The sequence below is a fragment of the Natronosalvus caseinilyticus genome (assembly GCF_017357105.1).
GTDB classification, from domain to species: domain Archaea; phylum Halobacteriota; class Halobacteria; order Halobacteriales; family Natrialbaceae; genus Natronosalvus; species Natronosalvus caseinilyticus.
On the sequence record NZ_CP071596.1, the window covers coordinates 2,024,250 to 2,041,330 of the forward strand.

The 17,081-nt window shown below is 62.0% G+C and carries 15 protein-coding genes, 1 tRNA gene and 1 pseudogene; 3 read left to right on the forward strand and 14 right to left on the reverse strand.

The features are described from left to right. Positions 1-144: 144 nt before the first annotated feature. On the reverse strand, positions 145-3,063 hold the full coding sequence (locus J1N60_RS09840; RefSeq protein ID WP_312907014.1) for an Eco57I restriction-modification methylase domain-containing protein: 2,919 nt from the start codon (positions 3,061-3,063) through the stop codon (positions 145-147). A 561-nt stretch (positions 3,064-3,624) separates the two neighbouring features. On the opposite strand from J1N60_RS09840, the gene J1N60_RS09845 reads away from it, so the two are divergent. Beyond that, complete coding sequence (locus tag J1N60_RS09845; RefSeq protein WP_312907016.1) at positions 3,625-3,855, forward strand: DUF8106 domain-containing protein; 231 nt, start codon at positions 3,625-3,627, stop codon at positions 3,853-3,855. A 136-nt stretch (positions 3,856-3,991) separates the two neighbouring features. Here the strand turns inward: J1N60_RS09845 and J1N60_RS09850 are convergent. Beyond that, a pseudogene (locus J1N60_RS09850) lies at positions 3,992-5,321 on the reverse strand (RNA-guided endonuclease InsQ/TnpB family protein). Positions 5,322-5,728: 407 nt separating this feature from the next. Here J1N60_RS09850 and J1N60_RS09855 point away from each other — a divergent pair. Next, complete coding sequence (locus J1N60_RS09855; RefSeq protein ID WP_312907018.1) at positions 5,729-6,190, forward strand: hypothetical protein; 462 nt, start codon at positions 5,729-5,731, stop codon at positions 6,188-6,190. Between the two features lie 214 nt (positions 6,191-6,404). On the opposite strand, the gene J1N60_RS09860 is transcribed toward J1N60_RS09855, so the two are convergent. The 9 genes from J1N60_RS09860 to J1N60_RS09900 all read right to left on the reverse strand — a co-directional run bounded on the left by J1N60_RS09860 (position 6,405) and on the right by J1N60_RS09900 (position 13,964). Further along, a tRNA-Ala gene (locus J1N60_RS09860) sits at positions 6,405-6,476 on the reverse strand. A gap of 95 nt (positions 6,477-6,571) precedes the next feature. Then, entirely contained in the window at positions 6,572-7,201 is a 630-nt protein-coding gene (locus J1N60_RS09865) for a rhomboid family intramembrane serine protease (RefSeq protein WP_312907019.1), read from the reverse strand. A 204-nt stretch (positions 7,202-7,405) separates the two neighbouring features. Further along, complete coding sequence (gene rpsJ / locus J1N60_RS09870; protein WP_253434333.1) at positions 7,406-7,714, reverse strand: 30S ribosomal protein S10; 309 nt, start codon at positions 7,712-7,714, stop codon at positions 7,406-7,408. After that, the gene (gene tuf / locus J1N60_RS09875) at positions 7,715-8,980 is read right to left on the reverse strand and encodes a translation elongation factor EF-1 subunit alpha (protein ID WP_312907021.1); all 1,266 of its coding nucleotides are present in this window, start codon (positions 8,978-8,980) and stop codon (positions 7,715-7,717) included. Between the two features lie 249 nt (positions 8,981-9,229). Next, a complete protein-coding gene (locus tag J1N60_RS09880; RefSeq protein ID WP_312907023.1) occupies positions 9,230-10,171 on the reverse strand; it encodes a homoserine dehydrogenase in 942 nt (313 codons plus the stop codon). Beyond that, on the reverse strand, positions 10,171-10,803 hold the full coding sequence (locus J1N60_RS09885; protein WP_312907025.1) for an amino acid-binding protein: 633 nt from the start codon (positions 10,801-10,803) through the stop codon (positions 10,171-10,173). Before J1N60_RS09885 ends, J1N60_RS09880 begins: the two co-directional genes overlap by 1 nt. 150 nt (positions 10,804-10,953) lie before the next feature. Next, positions 10,954-11,316: a NifU family protein gene (locus J1N60_RS09890; protein ID WP_312907027.1), complete on the reverse strand. Its 363-nt coding sequence runs from the start codon at positions 11,314-11,316 to the stop codon at positions 10,954-10,956. Between the two features lie 38 nt (positions 11,317-11,354). Beyond that, the gene (locus tag J1N60_RS09895; RefSeq protein ID WP_312907029.1) at positions 11,355-12,899 is read right to left on the reverse strand and encodes an LVIVD repeat-containing protein; all 1,545 of its coding nucleotides are present in this window, start codon (positions 12,897-12,899) and stop codon (positions 11,355-11,357) included. Positions 12,900-12,986: 87 nt separating this feature from the next. Continuing rightward, positions 12,987-13,964: an ROK family protein gene (locus J1N60_RS09900; RefSeq protein ID WP_312907031.1), complete on the reverse strand. Its 978-nt coding sequence runs from the start codon at positions 13,962-13,964 to the stop codon at positions 12,987-12,989. Positions 13,965-14,496: 532 nt separating this feature from the next. On the opposite strand from J1N60_RS09900, the gene J1N60_RS09905 reads away from it, so the two are divergent. Then, positions 14,497-15,318: a TrmB family transcriptional regulator gene (locus J1N60_RS09905; protein WP_312907033.1), complete on the forward strand. Its 822-nt coding sequence runs from the start codon at positions 14,497-14,499 to the stop codon at positions 15,316-15,318. 75 nt (positions 15,319-15,393) lie between these two features. Here the strand turns inward: J1N60_RS09905 and J1N60_RS09910 are convergent, their stop codons facing one another. The 3 genes from J1N60_RS09910 to J1N60_RS09920 all read right to left on the reverse strand — a co-directional run bounded on the left by J1N60_RS09910 (position 15,394) and on the right by J1N60_RS09920 (position 16,995). Beyond that, positions 15,394-15,720 (reverse strand): HalOD1 output domain-containing protein, encoded by a 327-nt coding sequence (locus J1N60_RS09910; RefSeq protein WP_312907035.1) that lies wholly within the window; start codon positions 15,718-15,720, stop codon positions 15,394-15,396. A 65-nt stretch (positions 15,721-15,785) separates the two neighbouring features. Next, positions 15,786-16,577 (reverse strand): TrmB family transcriptional regulator, encoded by a 792-nt coding sequence (locus J1N60_RS09915; protein ID WP_312907037.1) that lies wholly within the window; start codon positions 16,575-16,577, stop codon positions 15,786-15,788. An 82-nt stretch (positions 16,578-16,659) separates the two neighbouring features. Beyond that, positions 16,660-16,995 carry a DUF7344 domain-containing protein gene (locus J1N60_RS09920; RefSeq protein ID WP_312907039.1) on the reverse strand — a complete coding sequence of 112 codons (336 nt, stop codon included), beginning with the start codon at positions 16,993-16,995 and terminating at the stop codon, positions 16,660-16,662. Between the last annotated feature and the right edge of the window lie 86 nt (positions 16,996-17,081).

Genomic DNA, 17,081 nt, shown 5'->3' on the forward strand with positions numbered 1-17,081 from the left:
GTCCTCGTCCTGCTGCTCGAGAGCGGTGAAAATTGTACAGGGACCTCGACTCGAGTTCCGGTGTGCCCGTCGGTAACCTCTCAGATGCCGAGCCTCGAGACGAAGTAGCGGACCGTCGATTCGTCAAACGGCTCCTCGCTTCGTTCAAAAATCGTCCACACTCGCGTCCGTTTCCCCGTCTGGGTCGTAGTTGGGTATCGAGGAGGTCAACTCGAATTCGTCGAACCCGTCGGTATCCTCGACCAGGACGTTCTCCGTTGCTGCTCCGTCTACTCGTTGTGCCACCAGTCTGCTGTGGGCGGCCTGTAGTTCCTCGACGGAGAGGTCCAGTTCCGGATCCAGAAACTCGAGGAGCACTCGATCGAGTTCGTCCTGTGCTCCGTCGACACCCCGTACCAGTTTCTCTCCGGCCGCCACAATCCGCTCACGTTGTGACTCGGACATCAATTCCGGACTGGGAACCGGAACCGACGACACTTCGTACGTGAGCAACTGAAGCGCCCCTCCGCCCTCGTGACGGCCCCACAGTTCGAGCAGTACCTTGTACACGGTCGAGTGGAGAATAGCCGGAAGTACGTCGTCGTACTCGGTGATATCGACGCACTGGATCGCGTTCGTCGGCGCATACCCACCGGCGTTGTCGACCGTGAACACCCGTTCGTTGTAGAACACTGGATGTAAGACGTCCGGGACGAGCAGGTGTCCCAGGTTGAACCAGGGCGTACGTTGAGACACGGTTCGTCCATCGGGGACGCCCGCTTCTTCCCCGTACTCGAGGTAGCTGACCGTCGACTCGTACCCGTCGGTGCGTAACTCGTTCGTTACTGCTTCTGCCAGGTCGCTCGTCGAGCCCAATCCGTCCTGACGTGCCTCGACAGTATCGACGTACGCGCAGAAATCGAGAAGGTACTGATCCGTATCCGCCACGCGATACGACTCCAGCGCTCGAATCGATCGAATCGCTGGCTGCAGGAATCGCTCGTCGATCCCCCACTGCGTGACGTCCTGCTCGTCGAGCAAGAAAAAGTCGTTATTTCCCGTCTTGTTGCCGAACGCCACGTCTGCATACGTATCCAGCCGCCGCATCTTGTCGCTGTGGACGAGCGAGATGAACGGACTCGGGCCGTACAGGTAGTGGCCGAGCTTTCGCCCACCCTGTCTCTCCAGGCGGTTCTGGGAGAGACTGACGACTCGGTACGCGTCGGTCATCTCGATTCCAAACGCCTTCCCGTCGGGGACCGACCGTCGAGCGCCCGCAATCGACGGGAGTTCCGCAGGCGACAGTCGCTCTTTCACCCGGATGAAGTCCGTAACCGTCTCCCGACGCTCCGTTTCGTCGGTACATCGTTCGGCGAACAACACTACCGTATCGACGAGGGGGGTGAACGCTCTGTCGGAAAACCCGACGATAGCGTGGACTTTCGCCTGATCGTACAGGAACTCCTGAAACGACTCGCCGTATTTCGTCGTTAGCCACTTCGCGGGAACGATGAATCCGAGGCGTCCCCCGTCTCGGAGGAACTGCAACGCGTGTGAGACGAAGTAGACGTACGCGTCGGACCTGGTCGATAGTTCGTTCCGCCCGCTCGCGTATCGACTCGAGTTCTCCGCGCCGTACGTCCTCAGGTGAGAACGGAAGTGGTCCCTGTCGGGAGACAGGTTCTCCTGGCGGATGTACGGCGGGTTCGCGACTACTGCGTCGTATCTCCTCGTCTCGTCTTCCGTATCGTCTCCCCGCGACAGCCGCCTGTCCCCGGGTGACACGTTGAAGAAGGAGTCGTTGATCGTGTGTAATCGGCTGGTTCGCTCCTGGACGGTTCGTGACGCGAGATTGAGCGCCGTGAGGTGTAACGGAAATCGGCTGACGTCGATTGCGGTGATGTTGTCGAGAATCTCCTGGTGTGTTGCCGAGGGTGCTAGCGCCTGCATTCGGTGGTACGCTTTTACCGGGAATGTACCGCTTCCGGACGCCGGATCGAGGACTCGAGGGACGCCATCTCTCTGCTCCTGGGGTTGCAGCGCCCAGGTACAGATCGCTTCGGCGATATCTGGATGGGTGTAAAACTGCCCGAGGGACGTTCGATCGTGTTCTGTGATCAGGTCCTCGTACGGTTCCCCCAGCAGGTCCTCGTCGACGGTGGAGAGGCTCTCTGTCTCGATACGCCCGAGCAGTGCACGCACGGCTGACCGCGTTTTCGAATTGTGTGGGTACGCGGCGAACAACGACGGACCGTCGTCGAACGCGGGTTCGAAGTCAATTTCCGCCCGAATCGCTTCGACCTGCTGCCCGATTCGGGGTGGGCTATCGGCCGCCGAGGCGCCTTCGACGAGGGGCTCGAGCGGATAGCTGCTCGTCTCGCCTGGTTCGGACCGCTGTTCTCGAACGACTTCGGCGAACAGAAGGTGACTGGCGACCAGGTACGCGTACTGTTTGGCGGCGAGGGAGAACCGTATAGACTCCTCGAGTGACGCGTACTCGTTCTCCCGGAGCCACTCGTCGAATCTCTCGGCGAAATCGGGGTCGGAATCGTACGTTTCTCGAGCGAGGTCCCGGAACGTCGGCCAGATCGAGTCGTGAAACGAACGAAGCGGGCCGACGATTCGGTCGCGTGCGCTCTGTTCGGGAAGTTCACCGTGGGTCGTGAGAAACTGAACCGCGTAGAGAATCGTCGAGAATCGGTCGTTTGCCGACGGACCGTCGACGTCGACGTCACGGAAATCGAGGTAGTAGTGGGGAATCTCCAAAATCTCACGCTGGCCCGTGTCGTGAAACAGGAAGAAGTCACGGGAGTTGCACGTCGCGAAGTGCTCGACGTCGGCCGCATCTGCGGTGTCTCGAGCCTGCGTCATTACGTCGGCGTCGAGGGGATAGACGCAATCGCGCTCGACTGCGATGACCAGGCTCTCGGTGACGTCGGATTCGACGACGATGTTCCCCAGTCCCGGCTCGCCTCCCTCCTCGATTCGAACGGATTCGAACGGCGTTCGTTCGCGGTGGACACAGTCACGTAATCGCGTACAGAGAACACGGTGGAACTCCGATTCGGATGGAGTACCCGGCATACTCTGGACTCAGGCGGGGGCGTATTGATTCTGTTGATCAACGGGTCACTCGAGTGCCGCTCGGCGAACGGACGTAGCGACGGTGGTGAAGGCGCGAGGGCGACTAGCGGTCGATCGGTGGTGGGACGACGTCGAAGCGTCCGAGGACTATTCGGAGGTTCACGCTGAATTATCCGCTGTTCGATTGATCCCCACACTGGAGTTCCCACTCCCGATTCGACTCCCACGACCCGGATTCGGGTCAGTAATTGTCACGGAGATACTCACACCCCAAACGCTTGGGAGTATCCGTTTTGAACACAGTCTACCAATATAACACCGTGAACAGCACTCGCTGTCCGAACTGTGGCGAGATAAATCGAAGCACACTACTCGGAGACGGAGGATTGGTTACGATCGAATGCGTCCACTGTGGCCACGAGTGGACCACGCCCAATTGAGCGAGAACGGTATCGCTTTTGACCCACACCTTCACCGTAACTCCGGCATCTCCAGCGATATGTAGCTGTGGATCGTCACGTGGCAATCACCGTTATCCGTCTCCGGCCGCTACAGTCGAGTATGTCTCCCTCCGCTGAGCCCCCCGACCGATCGACGCCTCGAAAGTCGATGCTCATCTGTTTCGCGTGCGGTCACGAAAGCCCCCTCGAAGCGAACTGGATTCGCCGAGTGCACGACGATACCACCGACATCGAGTGCCCGGCGTGTGGAACGACGATCACCTCCCGTCCGTCTAGCGTCGATCCGGTCCCGGAGAGCGAGGGCGCCCTTTGCTATCGTCCAGGTGACTGAGTCGTCGACGTGCCGTTGTCAGACGGCTGTTCGGCGTCGGCTAGAACCGTTCGTCGAGTGGTCGGATTCGCTCGTGCCAGTTCACTTCTTGACATCCACCCACGACTGAAGTCGTGGGATTCCTCTCGTGGGAGTCTCAGTCGTCTGAGTCCCCGAGAGCGATATTCCCGCGTGATGCGGTACTCCGGGTTGTGTATTCCTCGTTGGTCGTTGTTTCCGCGATGGAAGGCGGGCTATGGTCGTCCCGCCAGTTGTGATTGTTCCACGTGAGGTACACGGGCCGTGCCATCGACCCGACTGCTGTTTGCCGTCTCAGGAACGATTCCGACGCGATGAGGTCGGCGTGTCCTTCGAACCCACATGGGCACGTCAACGAATCTTCGTGACGACGTGTATTGTCGCGTTCACCGCACACAGGACACTCTGACTTGTCCACGCTTCGGATTCTTCCCCGACCGTGATACCGTACTCTTCGCATATGTCTTCGAGGCGGTCGATGAACCGCCGGTACGCCCAGAAGTTGTGTGTCTTCTCGTTCACACGCGACGACCAGTGCGTTGAGAGAACGCCCTTGATGTCGCCGACGTACAGCGTCGAAACACCCTCGTCATACAGGCGTTCCACAAGGTCTCGGACGAGGCTGTCTTGGGCGTGGTTGCGGCGGTTCGTGCGCGTTCGATACAAGCGGTTGATGCGCTTGCTAGACTTGCGTTGGTCTTCGAGGAGCGACTGATAGTACGCGATTTGTTCGGTGATTTCGCGGAACTCCGTGAACAAGGTGCGTCCGTCATACAGGTATTGGGAGCCGGTCGTTGTCGTGCAGGCGACGAGGTTGTTCGCGCCAACGTCCAGAGCGGCTTCTTCCGAAGCCAGTGGTGAATCCAGTTGAGAACTGGCGATGGTGACTGGTTGATAAGCCCTGAACGTCTTCGCGAGTTCGTCGTACACGAGTTCGAGTCGGCCCTGCTCGCCGCTCCACTTCGGGTCGCCCGTAACCTCAACGCGAAGGCGCTGATTCCGGTTCAGCCCGAGTTCGCCTTTGAGTTCGGAGCCAATCGGGACTTCGAGCCGGGAACGCTTCCCGAACTTGAGGGTGTACTGGTCGTTTCGAACGTAGGTGCGTAGGACTCGTCCGTCGCCTTCGTTGCCCCAGTACCCGGTGGCGACGGTCGGTCATCGAGTTTCCCGGCGTGGTACCTCTCGTTACTGGAGAAGAACGATCGCCACGCTTCGGAGTTTTTGCGGATGAGTTGCTGGGCGACACTACTGCTGAGGACGCCTTTGTATTTGCCTTCGAGGCTACCGGTATCGGCGTCCCAGACGCTCTCATCGTCTTCGAGGAAGGCTTGGCGACGAGCGTAGTTGGTCTCGTTCCAGAGACTCGCAGAAGCGTCCAACCAGCGAACGAACACCTCGCGCTCCTTTTCGGAACGAGGGCAAACGTCGAACTGGTTGGTTCGCTTCATCACTACGTGATACGTAATATTGGTTCGTAAAAGTATGGATTAGCGTGGGAGACTCAGACCTGCCATCGCACGTGGTCGGGTAGCGGAGTGTCGGATTCATCCCACGACTGAAGTCGTAGGCTTTCTCCTTGATTCTGTGTAATGATGGTCCTTTGATCATCTCATCGATACCCACGTCTCTCTCTCCGACTGGATTAGACTAACTCGGCGCAGTAGTGCGGTGAATTACCGATCCTCGGCAACTCGAGCGTTCATCTCACGTCACCGTTTTCCGGCCTACACATAACGTGCAGAGGGGTGGCCACTCGACAGGACGTCACGATGAGGTTTCGTCCGTTGATGATGAGGTCTCTGCCAGGTACCCCTTGAACCATAAGATATTCAATAGATGACGATTGTATTTATCCATGAACAGGGAAATTTCACGCCGAAGGGTCATCTCCCTGAGTAGCGCCTCACTTTTTGCCAGTCTCAGTGGTTGCAGTTCTCTGGCAGACCAGGACGAAACTGAGCAGTTTACAGTGTGTCATCTCGAGATCCACAACAGAGATCAGCACTCGGATCACACGATCGATATTCACGTCCAGGCCGATGGTGAGACGGTTCATCAGGGGACCTACGACCTGCCGAGCGCCACGGGCGACGTCGTTTCCGACGAGGAATTACACCCACGCGATTGGTTCGACGGGACGGTAGAAACGCTCACCCTGGAGGGCCAGGTTGACGACCGAGAGCGTGTCGGTCCTCGAGAGATTATAGCCTCACAGGTTAGTGAACAAACCGAAGTAATCTATCGCATCGAGGAAGGTGGTACGCTCGGAATAAGCACCCTGGTAGCGGGCAATGCGTGTACTCGCGAGGAGCAGTAAACTCACACTGTGAGCGGTCAATTCACGGGACTGCTAGTTTGAACCCGGAGGAAGACGGTCGCTCGAGCTGTGACTTCCAGGGCTTCGAATCCCGCTTCGACATTTTCTCTCGCTCAAAAATTCGCTCTGATGGACTCGTCGGGATTGAGCAAACCCGACGGGTTTGCGATGTTCGGCGAGTCCACGACTCAACGAGCGAAGCGACGTGAGGAAGTGGACTCGCCGGGATTTGAACCCGGGGCCTCTTCCTTGCGAAGGAAGCGATCTGCCACTGATCTACGAGCCCTCGAGGAGTTCTATCCGCGGTTCGTACTTGTAGCTTGTGTTTCGGGGTAGGTTCGTCATCGAGTGGCGTGCTCGCTCGAGTCCCTGGCTCGCTTCTCACGCCGTCGCTCGAGTTCGCTCGGCGGCCCGCGAGACCTCGAGGACGCCCAGGCGACCGGTTACGAGCCCCAGCAGGAATCCGGTGAAGTGAGCCACGAGGGCGACACCCGGCGCACCCGTGGCGACCGTGATCACGGCCGCCAGGACGACGAACGACAGTAGCGTCGCCCAGAGCGGAATCTCGACGCGGGCCGCCACGCTGTCGGAGACGCGGTTGCCGGCGATCAGGTAGCCCATGAGCGCGAAGACGGCGCCGCTGGCGCCGAGGACGCCTGCCGTCGAGCCACCGACGAACGAGGCAACTGCCCCCGTCACGAGAATCTGTGAGACGCCGGCGATCGCACCCGTCACCACGAAGAACGTGTGAAAGCGAAGTCGCGTCGTCGCGCGGGCAATCGGCCAGCCGAAGACGATCAGCCCGATACTGTTCGAGACGAGGTGACCCACACCGCCGTGGGCGTAGACGCTCGTGATAATCGTCCACGGGTTGGTCTCGAGCGGCGGCGCGAGGACGAAGAGGCCAGCCATCAGACCGAGGCTGAACATCGCTGCGATCGCCTGCAGGACGAACACGATCGCGAACAGACCGAGCGTCTCGAGGATCGGGCTCGCGGAGTCAGACGCCATACTGTGTGTTCGTCGATCGGACACAAAAGTATGTACCGCGAATGTGCGCTGCCGGGTCGGTTGACGGCAGGGTCCGCTTCGAGTCTCGAGCCGTGGGCGCTCAGTGTGCAGTGCACAGTGCAGTCGCTCGAGTAACGAAAACGAGTGAAAACGAATCTCGTGACTCGAGATTTGAGATTCGAACCCGAGAACGAGAGAACCGCCTCAGTCCTCGAGGACGATCTCGATCGAGACGTCGTTCGGCACCTGGATGCGCATGAGCTGTCGGAGTGCGCGTTCGTCGGCGTCCAGATCGATCAGGCGCTTGTGGACGCGCATCTCCCAGTGCTCCCACGTAGCGGTGCCTTCGCCGTCAGGCGACTTTCGCGTTGGCACCTCGAGCGTCTTCGTTGGCAGCGGAATCGGCCCGCTGAGGTTGACGCCGGTGTTGTTCGCAATCTCGCGGACGTCTGCACAGATGTTGTCCAGATCGTTCGGGTTGGTGCCCGCGAGTCGAACGCGTGCTTGCTGCATTTATTTCTCGTTGACGCTCAGGACCTTGCCGGCGGCGATGGTCTGACCCATGTCGCGGATGGCGAAGCTCCCGAGTTCGGGGATCTCGCTTGCCGGCTCGATGCTGAGGGGCTTTTGCGGTCGGATCGTGACGACCGCGGCGTCGCCCGACTGGATGAAGTCGGGGTTCTCCTCGCTGACCTCGCCGCTCGAGGGGTCCATCTTTTTGTCGATGGACTCGATCGTACAGGCGACCTGGCTGGTGTGGGCGTGGAAGACCGGGGTGTAGCCCGCGGTGATCACGCTGGGGTGCTGCATGACGATGATCTGCGCCTGGAAGGTCTCGGCGACCGTCGGCGGGTCGTCGGCGGGACCACAGACGTCACCGCGGCGGATGTCGTCCTTGCCGATGCCGCGGACGTTGAACCCGACGTTGTCACCGGGGCCGGCCGAGGGGACTTCCTCGTGGTGCATCTCGATGGTCTTCACCTCGCCGCCCACGTCGCTGGGCTGGAAGGAGACGTTGTCGCCCGTGTTCATCGTCCCGGTCTCGAGGCGTCCGACGGGGACGGTCCCGATACCGGAGATGGTGTAAACGTCCTGGATAGGGAGACGCAGCGGTGCGTCCGACGCCTCGTCAGCCTCGGGCAGGTCGTTGAGGGACTCGAGGAGGGTACGGCCGTCGTACCAGGGGGTGTTGTCGGAGGGCTCGGCGATGTTGTCGCCCTCGAAGGCCGAGATCGGGATGAACGAGTCGTCCGAGACCTGGAACTGGACCTGGTTGAGGAGCTTGTTGACCTCGTCGACGACTTCCTTGTAGGAGTCTTCGGAGTAGTCGACGACGTCCATCTTGTTGATGCCGATGATGAGCTCGTTGATACCGAGCGTGCGGGCTAGGAAGACGTGCTCCTGGGTCTGGGGCGCGACACCGTCGTCGGCGGCGACGACGAGGACCGCGTTGTCGGCCTGGGAGGCGCCCGTGATCATGTTCTTGACGAAGTCACGGTGACCAGGACAGTCGACGATGGTGAAGTAGTACGTGTCCGTGTCGAACTCCTGGTGGGCGATGTCGATGGTGACACCACGCTCTCGCTCCTCGGCGAGGTTGTCCATGACGTAGGCGAACTCGAAGCCGCCCTTGCCCTTCTCTTCGGCTTCCTGTCGGTGCTGCTCGATGACGTGCTCGGGTACGCTTCCCGTCTCGAACAGGAGGCGTCCGACCAGCGTACTCTTTCCGTGGTCGACGTGGCCGATGATGGCCAGGTTCTGGTGCGGTTTGTCGCTCATTGTTGTAGCTCACGCGCAAAGGCGCTTATATCGGTCTCTTTTGGCCGATGCGGTTAAAACCATTTCGAAAGCGTATTCGTGTGACCCCGTCGCTTGCTTGCGGTTTGTGAGTAGTGCGCACGCCCTGACGGTGTTCGTTGCTGATCGGACGGTCGCTCACTCGAGCTCGCCGTCAGTGTGACAAACCACGGGGCGACGGCACAGCGATCCTGGGGCGTTTTCGACCCCTCAGAGTCACCCCGCCTCCCTTCAGAGTCTCCCCACGTCCGAGAGTACCGCCGTCGCCGTCTCCGGCCCGCCCGCGCCGCGGCCGCTCGAGTAGAGGTCGCCCGCGTGGCGCGTCTGAATCTGGACGATGTTTCGCGTGCCGGAAACGGCCATCGCGCCGTTTTCGGGGACGAGCCGCGGGCCGACGCGCACCCCCTCACGGGTCGCCTCCCCGACGAGGCGAATCGTTCGGCCGTCCTCGGCCGCGAGCTCGAGCGCGCTCGGCGGAACGTCCTGGATGCCGGTCACGTCGGCGTCCTCGAGGGAGAACCCGCCGTCGGCGAGGACGTTGGCCAGGATGACGCACTTGAGCGCGGCGTCGGTGCCGTCGACGTCGAACGTCGGGTCCGCCTCCGCGACGCCGAGGTCCTGGGCCTCCGCAAGGACGTGCTCGTACTCGAGGCCCTCCGCGGCCATTCGCGTCAGGATGAAGTTCGCCGTGCCGTTGAGGACGCCGCGAACGGCGGTGACGGCCTGGGGCGTGCAGTCCTCGATGGTCGAGAGCACCGGGATCGCGCCGCCGACGGCGGCCTCGAACCGGACTGACCCCGCGCTCTCTCGCTCGAGCGCGCGAACGTCCTCGTAGCGTTCGGCGACCGGCCCCTTGTTCGCGAGGACGACGTGTCTGTCGTCGGCCAGCGCGCGCTCGACGTGGGAGAAGCCGGGTTCGGCCTCGCCGAGGGTCGTCGGGGTCGCCTCGACCAGGACGTCGTAGTCGGTCTCGAAGACCCGATCCGGGTCGCTCGAGCCGAGGGGCTCGTCGCTCGCCGCTCGTTCGAGTGCCGACTCGACGTCGAGTTCCTCGTCGTCGGCGACGGCGGCCCGACTCGAGTTCGCCAGGGCGACGACCTCGTGGCCGTACTCGCCGGCGAGTTCCGCGACCGACCCGCCGACGGCCCCGGCACCGAGAATCGCGAGGCGCATCAGATCTCACCTCCCGACAGCGGCTCGATCAGACCGAGTCCCTTCTCGTCGGCGAGCGAGCGAAGGCCCTCCAGGACGGTCTCGCGTCGACCCGTGTCCACGGCGAGGCGAAGTCGCGCGCTCGAGACCGCGTCGGTTCCGTCGGGAGCGTTCAGCGAGAGGTCGAGAACGCCGGCGTGGGCGTCGCCTTCGATTCGTGAGAGCGAATCCGAGAGGTCGGTCTCGACGAGGTGGCCGACGAGCACCACGGTCAGTTCCTCGCCGTAGCGCTCGGGTCCGGCCTGGATGACGTTGATGCCGGCCTCGCGCAACCCGTCGACGACGTCGTCGAACCGGGCCGGGACGCACTCGAGGTCGACCTCGACGGGGATGTGCCCTCGCGGGGTGATGTTTCCGCGCTCGTGGTGGATGCTCAGGAGGTTGCCGCCGTTTTCGCTGATCGGTGCCAGCGCCCGGAGGAGTTCGCCTGGTTCGTCGATCAGCTCGAGGCGGACGGTGTAGGCCTGTCGGCCGCCGTCGGTCTCCGGGGTGTCGCCTTCGCTGTCGACCGCGGTGGCGTCGGCATCAGCCTCGGCCTCGGAGTCGGCCGCAGCTCCTGTTGTCGACGACCCGGAAGCGTACTCGTCACTCATCGACGATCCCTCCCGACGGTCGTCCACGCGTCGTCATGGCTCCATCTGCGTAACGGGCATAAAAAAGCGTATAGGCGTCGCCAAAACTGACCGGCGGTGTCAGCAGGTGCCACGGTTAGCGGTTCAGGGCTCGATCTCGGGGCTCAGGACTCAGAAGTGGTCCTTCCCCGGGTTCGAGGACCCCCAGTCCCCGCGTCCGCCCTCGGTTCGGTCGATGCCCATGATCGACTCGGCCTGGTCGGGTCCGCCGAGGCTCTCGCGCGGGTCCGGAACCCGGACGGTGATGTCGGTGATTTCGGGCCAGGTCAGCAACTCGGCCTCGATGTTGCTGGTCGTGATGTCGGCGACCTCACAGCCGGTACAGCCGCCGCCGAGTTCGATAATCACCTCGCCGGTCTCCGGATCGGCTTCGCGAACGGCGCTCGTCCCGCCGTGCATCTTGATGATCGGCATCTCGCGGGTGAGCCACTGCTCGACGCGCGCTTTCAGTGGCTCGTCGTCGGCGTCGGTCATTGGGCGTTCTAGGAAGGCGACCGCCGAAAGGGTTTGGTTTAGCGTCGACGACGCCAGGCCTCGAGCGCGAGTGTCCCGCCGACGACGCCGGCAGCGCCCGCGGCGGTGAATCCGGGAGTCGGGTCGCTGTCGTCGTCTTCGGGACCGTCTTCGGACTGGTTGCCGTCGTCGTCACCGGTCTCGTTCTCGGCGTCGGTCTCGTTGCCCGATTCGCCTGGTTCGGTTTCGTTGCCTCCGTCACCGGTTCCCGATCCGGAGCCGTCCGCCGCGTCGAACGACGGCGGGTCGACCTGTTCACCGGCCTCGCTCGCGAAGACGTACAGCGTGCCTTCGGTCCCGGCGTTGGGGAGGATTGGCGTACTGCTGGCGACGAACGTCGCCGACGGCTCGAGCACCCGGGCCGTCCAGAACGCCGCAACGGACGGGTCTCGCCAGGCGGCAATCTCCTGGGGTTCCTCGAGCGTCGAGAGGTCGTGGAGCTTTACGCCGCCACGGTACCACGAGGAGTAGAGGAGTCCGTCGCGAAGTTCGAAGTTGTGCGAGGTCGTCCACTGGCCGGCCTCGTAGGCGCCGTTCGGCGTCTCTGGCGCGTCGATCGTCGTCGCGTGGACGGGGTTCTCGAGGTCGATGACGTCGTAGAGGTCGATGCCGCCGTGTCGGTCGGCCTCGGGTGCGTCGGTCACCCAGGCCTCCCGGCCCACCGCGAGGATCGACCCGGTATCGTCGAGCGCGCCGTAGTGGTCGTTGCCCGGGAGTCCGGTGTAGTAGTCCATCATCTCGGCGTCGCTGATCTCGAGTTGTTCCTCGAGGGACGTCTCCGAGACGTGGGAAACGTACGTCGGGTCGCTCGGATCGCTCACGTCGACGAGGTAGGTGCCGGCGTTCCAGAAGGGGAGGACGGCTATCTCGTCGTGGACGGTTACGTCGTGAAGGTACCAGAGGAAAGGTTCGACGACGTCGTCCCACCGCGGCTCGTGATCGAGCAGCGACCATTCGCCGAGGCGTTGGGGGTCGTCCCCGCTCAGGTCGTAGATTTCGACCGCGTTCGGCCGCCGATTCTGCCCCACCTCGTTGCGGGGGAGGTAGAGACGATCACCGTCGAGAAAGCAGTTGTGGAGGTGATACCCCGTCTCGACGGGCTCGCCGATCAGCGTCGGGTTCGCGGGATCGCTCACGTCGTACTGGAAGAACCCGTGGAAGACATTGGGTCCGCCGGGATTTGCCGGCCCGGGGACGATCAGCCGGTCGCCACTGACCTCGACGTCGAGAATCTCGGTGAACGAGCGGTCCTCGTTCTGGACGTCCTCGAGGAGCCCTCGTCTGTCGGCCAGCACCTGCGGATCGGTCGGATCGCTCACGTCGACGGTGGCGAAGCCGTCGACCGTCGCGAGGTACGCCGTCTCCCGGTCGTCGCCGACGACGACCTCGCAGGCCCCGTCGACGGGGACCGATCCCAGGGGTTCGTAGGATTCCTGTGCCGCCGAGGCGACGGCGGATCTGCTCGAGACGCCAGGGCCGAGGTTGAGACCGATGCCGACGCTACTGGCGCCAGCGACCGTTCGGAGGAGGGCACGTCGTTGCATATTATCAACACGAACCTCGAGTATAAAACATTGTCCGATGTCGATGGCGACGCGATTCGCGTAGTCGACGCTGACGCCAGTACACGGTTACCCGCGCATTCGACGCCGGTCGCCGGTTCCCTCGGTCATCGCGCTCGCCAGGGCGCCCTCGAGGACGACGTCGTCACCGTGATCGGTGACGGTGATCTCGGGGACGTTCGACATCACCATCTCGGGGACCCGTTCGCGAATGGGGTCGACCACGAGGTCCTCGTTGTGCAAGACGACGGCACCGCCGAGAGAGACGACCAGGGGTGCGTAGGAGTGAACGACGTTCGAAATGCCGATCACGTTCCAGTGGGCGACCTGCTCGATCGTGTGGTCGGCGAGTTGGTCCTCGCCGGCCAGATCGAAGACGTCCTTGGCCGTGAAGTCGGGGTCCTCGAGGGGCAGGCTGGTGTCGATCGAGGGATCGTCCTCGGCCAGCAGGCGGGCGTACTCGGGGATGTTGTTTCCCGAACAGTAGCCCTCCCAGTGGCCCTCCTTGCCACAGCCGCAGGTCAACCGCCCACGGGGGTCGACGACGCAGTGGCCGACCTCGCCCGCGTTGCCGTCCCAGCCGGAGATGATCCGCCCGTCACAGCACACTCCCGCGCCGATCCCCGAGGAGATCGTGACGTACACCATGTCGTCGGGGTTTCGGTCGGAGTGGAATCGCTCGCCGATGACGCCCGCGTTGGTGTCGTTGTGGAGGTAGACCTCCTCGGAGTCGACGAGCACCGAAATCGGGCCCGTCAGCGGGATTCGATCGACCGTTTCCGGAAAGTTCGCGGGGTCGATCACCGCCCCCTCAGCGAGGTCGAACGGGCCGATCGAGCCGATGCCGACGGCCTCGACCCGAGCCGGTTCGACCCCGGCGTCCGCGCAGGCTTCCCGAAGCGTCGCGAGAACCTTCTCGGTCACGTCGATCCCGGTCGGGCCTCGAGGCGTCCCGTTCTTGCTCGAGCCGACGGTTCGGCCCTCGCCGTCGCCCATGACCGCTCGAACGTTGGTCGCGCCGAGGTCGACGCCCGCGTAGTAGACCATTCCTATCCGTGCAACCGACGTCCCCACACTTAACTACATACATCCTTACTCGAGAGCGAGTACACCTCACAATACGCGTGTCAACACGTACCTCGAGAGGGACGGTCGGTCTAGCAAGTGGGTAAATTCGTTACCGTGTGAAGGGAAATCCGCACGCGAATCACTCCTGGTTTCGATGGGGATTTTGGTCTCGTTCGTAGCAGGCGGACGAAACATCCGGTATCGTCGAATCACTCGCCAGCCGTCGTATTCGGTCGTCACGGAAGCGCCACGGGTGAACGACGCGCTACTCAGCGAATCGGTCGGCAGAAAGCGACATCGGCGTGCCCCGCAGTGGTTGGGCCATAACAGGACACGCCAGTTGCCCATAGCGGGTGTGCCTTCAAGTAGTTTGTGTGATTATCTGAGTGAACAGTGTACCCCGCTCGAGTCACCGAAATGGTCCACTATCGAGCGCAACCCGCGACACGAATCCTTTTCCGTCACCGACGCCAACCACACACGTTCGGAAAACCGGACTCGTGGTTGGGCCATGACACAGGAAGAACGCATCTCGGAAGCGATTAGTCTGCTACAGGAACTCGGACTCAAGGAGTACGAAGCGCGCTGTTTTCTGGCGCTCACACAGCTGTCCACCGGCACGGCGAAAGAGATCCACGAGATCTCCGAGGTGCCTCGGACGCGGGTGTACGATGCAATCGGTGTGCTCGAGTCAGAGGGCCTGGTCGAAGTACAGCATGCGAGCCCCCAGCGGTTTCGAGCCGTGGGGATCGCCGAGGCGACGCGGACGCTCCGCCGAAAGTACGACACCCGTATCGAGACACTCGAATCGAATCTCCAGACGATCGAACGCCGAAAACTCGAGGAGGACGACACCCAGCTCCAGGAAGTGTGGTCGCTGATGGGAAACGAGGCGATCGAGTCACGAACGCTCGACCTCATCGACGAAGCGGAATCCGAAATCGCATTGCTCGTCGTTGACGAGGAACTGCTGTCGGAGACGCTGTTCGAGCACCTCGAGGCGGCCCGAGAACGAGAACTCTCGATACTGCTTGGCGGCCAAACGGAGTCGATCACCGCGCAACTCGGGACGGGACTCCCCAACGTCCGCACGTTCGAAACCGGCCTGGACTGGCTCACTGGGCCAGCGGTCGCTCACGAGGTTGCGATCAGTCGAATCCTGCTCGTCGACCGCGAGACGCTGCTGATCGGATCGTACTATCCAGACGCCGACGACGAGAAGGCGAGAGAACAGGCGGTGTTCGCGCGCGGTCTCGAGAACGGAATCGTGGTGCTGTTGCGGCGACTGGTGTCGGCAGGGTTGGCTCCGTCGAACGATCCGGGTAACGGGTAGACAGACGGGTGCAGTGGTCGGCAGTGATTTTCGTTCGCAACCCAGGAACGATTCCTGATCACGCGATGTGCAAATTTACAGCGACGAGGGACCGGTCGATTCGAAGATGATCAGTTCGTCACCGTCGAATCGGACCTGGTAGCGGTCGATCGAAATGGTGATCGAGATCGAATCCGATTTTCGGTCTCGGACGAGAATATCGAGCGCTTCCGGATCGACGTGATCGTAAAGCGTCGTCTCGAGCACGGCCACCAGTTCGGCTGGGTCGACGCGCTCGAGGGTTGCGAGGGCGTCGATCACGGCGAAGCTCGGCGCCGTAACCGACCAGTCGTACATTTTCCGAAGGCGGATGGGAGTCGGCTCGGCCGACTGCGCATCCTCTTCTCGATCACTTCCGACCATTAGTCGTCTCATACGCTCCAGGCTATTAAATCGGTGTGAGAATATGGGTGAATATTCAAATACTCTCACTCAGGCCGAGTGCTCTCGAGTCGCCACGTAAAGATGGCTCGCAGGACGACGACGAGGCTGTTGCGGTCGCCAGCACCCCAGATCGCCGTCTCCTCGATCTCATCGGCGTCGTCGGCCCCGTTCACGAGCGCGCTAACGAGTGCCGTCTCTTCGTCGGTGATCAACAGGCTCCCCGCGGGCGTGTCCTGCCACTCCCAGAGGGTTTCGAACAGGTCGATCGACGGCACCTCCGCCCGAACGCGCTCCTCGACTTCCTCCGAGATGCCCGCCAGATAGATGTCGACCCCCCGGTCGGCGGCGGCCTGCAGCGCCTCGAGATGGGCGTCGGTGAGTAACTCGTCGACGGTCATGTAGACGATTTGTTCGTCTGCCTCGGCGACGAACTCGTCGATGCGGGCGGACACCGCCTCTCGGCCGGTGACCGTCCAGACGCCGAACTGCTCGCGCTGTGGCTGGGCGGGGCCGATCTCCTCCAGACACTCCGAGAGTTCGGTAATCGTGGTTTCGCGTCTGGTGTTGAGCGTACGGACGACGGTCTCCTTCGAGATCACGGTGAACTTTCGCGGTGTCGTGTGCTGGATGTCGATGAACCCCCGTTCGTGGAGCCGATCCGCCGCTTCGTACACCCGCGTTCGGGGAACGCCGTCGATTCGAGTGATGTCCTGTGCGGTACCCGTCCCCAGCCGCAAGAGATTGAGGAGTGTCTGGGCTTCGTACTGGGACAAACCCAGCTCCTGTAACCGGTCGAGTGCCTCGGCTTCGGCCTGCTCTTCGTCGAACGCTACCATAGTTGATCCGTCCATGGAGAGCGCAAAAAGCCTACCTCACGGTGGGGCGCTCGAGTCGGCCTCGAGTGACGCTGAGAGGAGGTTACTCGAGTTCAGCCGTGACGAACTGGTGCAGTTTTTCGACGCGCTCGTTCGGATGATAGCGGACCGTTTCCGTTCGGTCGTCGTACTCAACGAGGCCGGCGTCTTCGAGTTTCGGGAGATGGTTGTGATACAGGTCCAGAAGAAGTCGTTCGGAGTTCGCTGTTTCAACTGAATCTGGGGGCGGATTCTCCGGCGACAGGTGTTTGGCGAGCACGTCCAGACCCACGTCGTTGCGCTCGTTTTCGATCAACTGCGTGAGGACCGAACGGCGTCGTTGGTTGGCGACGATGTGTATCGCGGTATCGGTCGAAATGGTGTGGGTGATGTGACTCATTGTGTTTTCGATTCAATTATACAATGATCGCTACGGGGATTAACCCCGTAGTTCACTCAGATCCTCACACGTGTGATGTCGACGAC

Bases quoted from the DNA above. Each gene is read 5' to 3' on its own strand.
- tuf (WP_312907021.1), bottom strand. From the start codon at position 8,980: ATGAGCGACAAACCGCACCAGAACCTGGCCATCATCGGCCACGTCGAC.
- rpsJ (WP_253434333.1), bottom strand. From the start codon at position 7,714: ATGCAGCAAGCACGCGTTCGACTCGCGGGCACCAACCCGAACGATCTG.
- J1N60_RS09890 (WP_312907027.1), bottom strand. From the start codon at position 11,316: ATGACCGACGCCGACGACGAGCCACTGAAAGCGCGCGTCGAGCAGTGG.
- J1N60_RS09845 (WP_312907016.1), top strand. From the start codon at position 3,625: ATGTCTCCCTCCGCTGAGCCCCCCGACCGATCGACGCCTCGAAAGTCG.
- J1N60_RS09915 (WP_312907037.1), bottom strand. From the start codon at position 16,577: ATGGTAGCGTTCGACGAAGAGCAGGCCGAAGCCGAGGCACTCGACCGG.
- J1N60_RS09855 (WP_312907018.1), top strand. From the start codon at position 5,729: ATGAACAGGGAAATTTCACGCCGAAGGGTCATCTCCCTGAGTAGCGCC.
- J1N60_RS09905 (WP_312907033.1), top strand. From the start codon at position 14,497: ATGACACAGGAAGAACGCATCTCGGAAGCGATTAGTCTGCTACAGGAA.
- J1N60_RS09840 (WP_312907014.1), bottom strand. From the start codon at position 3,063: ATGCCGGGTACTCCATCCGAATCGGAGTTCCACCGTGTTCTCTGTACG.
- J1N60_RS09900 (WP_312907031.1), bottom strand. From the start codon at position 13,964: ATGGTCTACTACGCGGGCGTCGACCTCGGCGCGACCAACGTTCGAGCG.
- J1N60_RS09895 (WP_312907029.1), bottom strand. From the start codon at position 12,899: ATGCAACGACGTGCCCTCCTCCGAACGGTCGCTGGCGCCAGTAGCGTC.
- J1N60_RS09910 (WP_312907035.1), bottom strand. From the start codon at position 15,720: ATGGTCGGAAGTGATCGAGAAGAGGATGCGCAGTCGGCCGAGCCGACT.
- J1N60_RS09865 (WP_312907019.1), bottom strand. From the start codon at position 7,201: ATGGCGTCTGACTCCGCGAGCCCGATCCTCGAGACGCTCGGTCTGTTC.
- J1N60_RS09885 (WP_312907025.1), bottom strand. From the start codon at position 10,803: ATGAGTGACGAGTACGCTTCCGGGTCGTCGACAACAGGAGCTGCGGCC.
- J1N60_RS09880 (WP_312907023.1), bottom strand. From the start codon at position 10,171: ATGCGCCTCGCGATTCTCGGTGCCGGGGCCGTCGGCGGGTCGGTCGCG.
- J1N60_RS09920 (WP_312907039.1), bottom strand. From the start codon at position 16,995: ATGAGTCACATCACCCACACCATTTCGACCGATACCGCGATACACATC.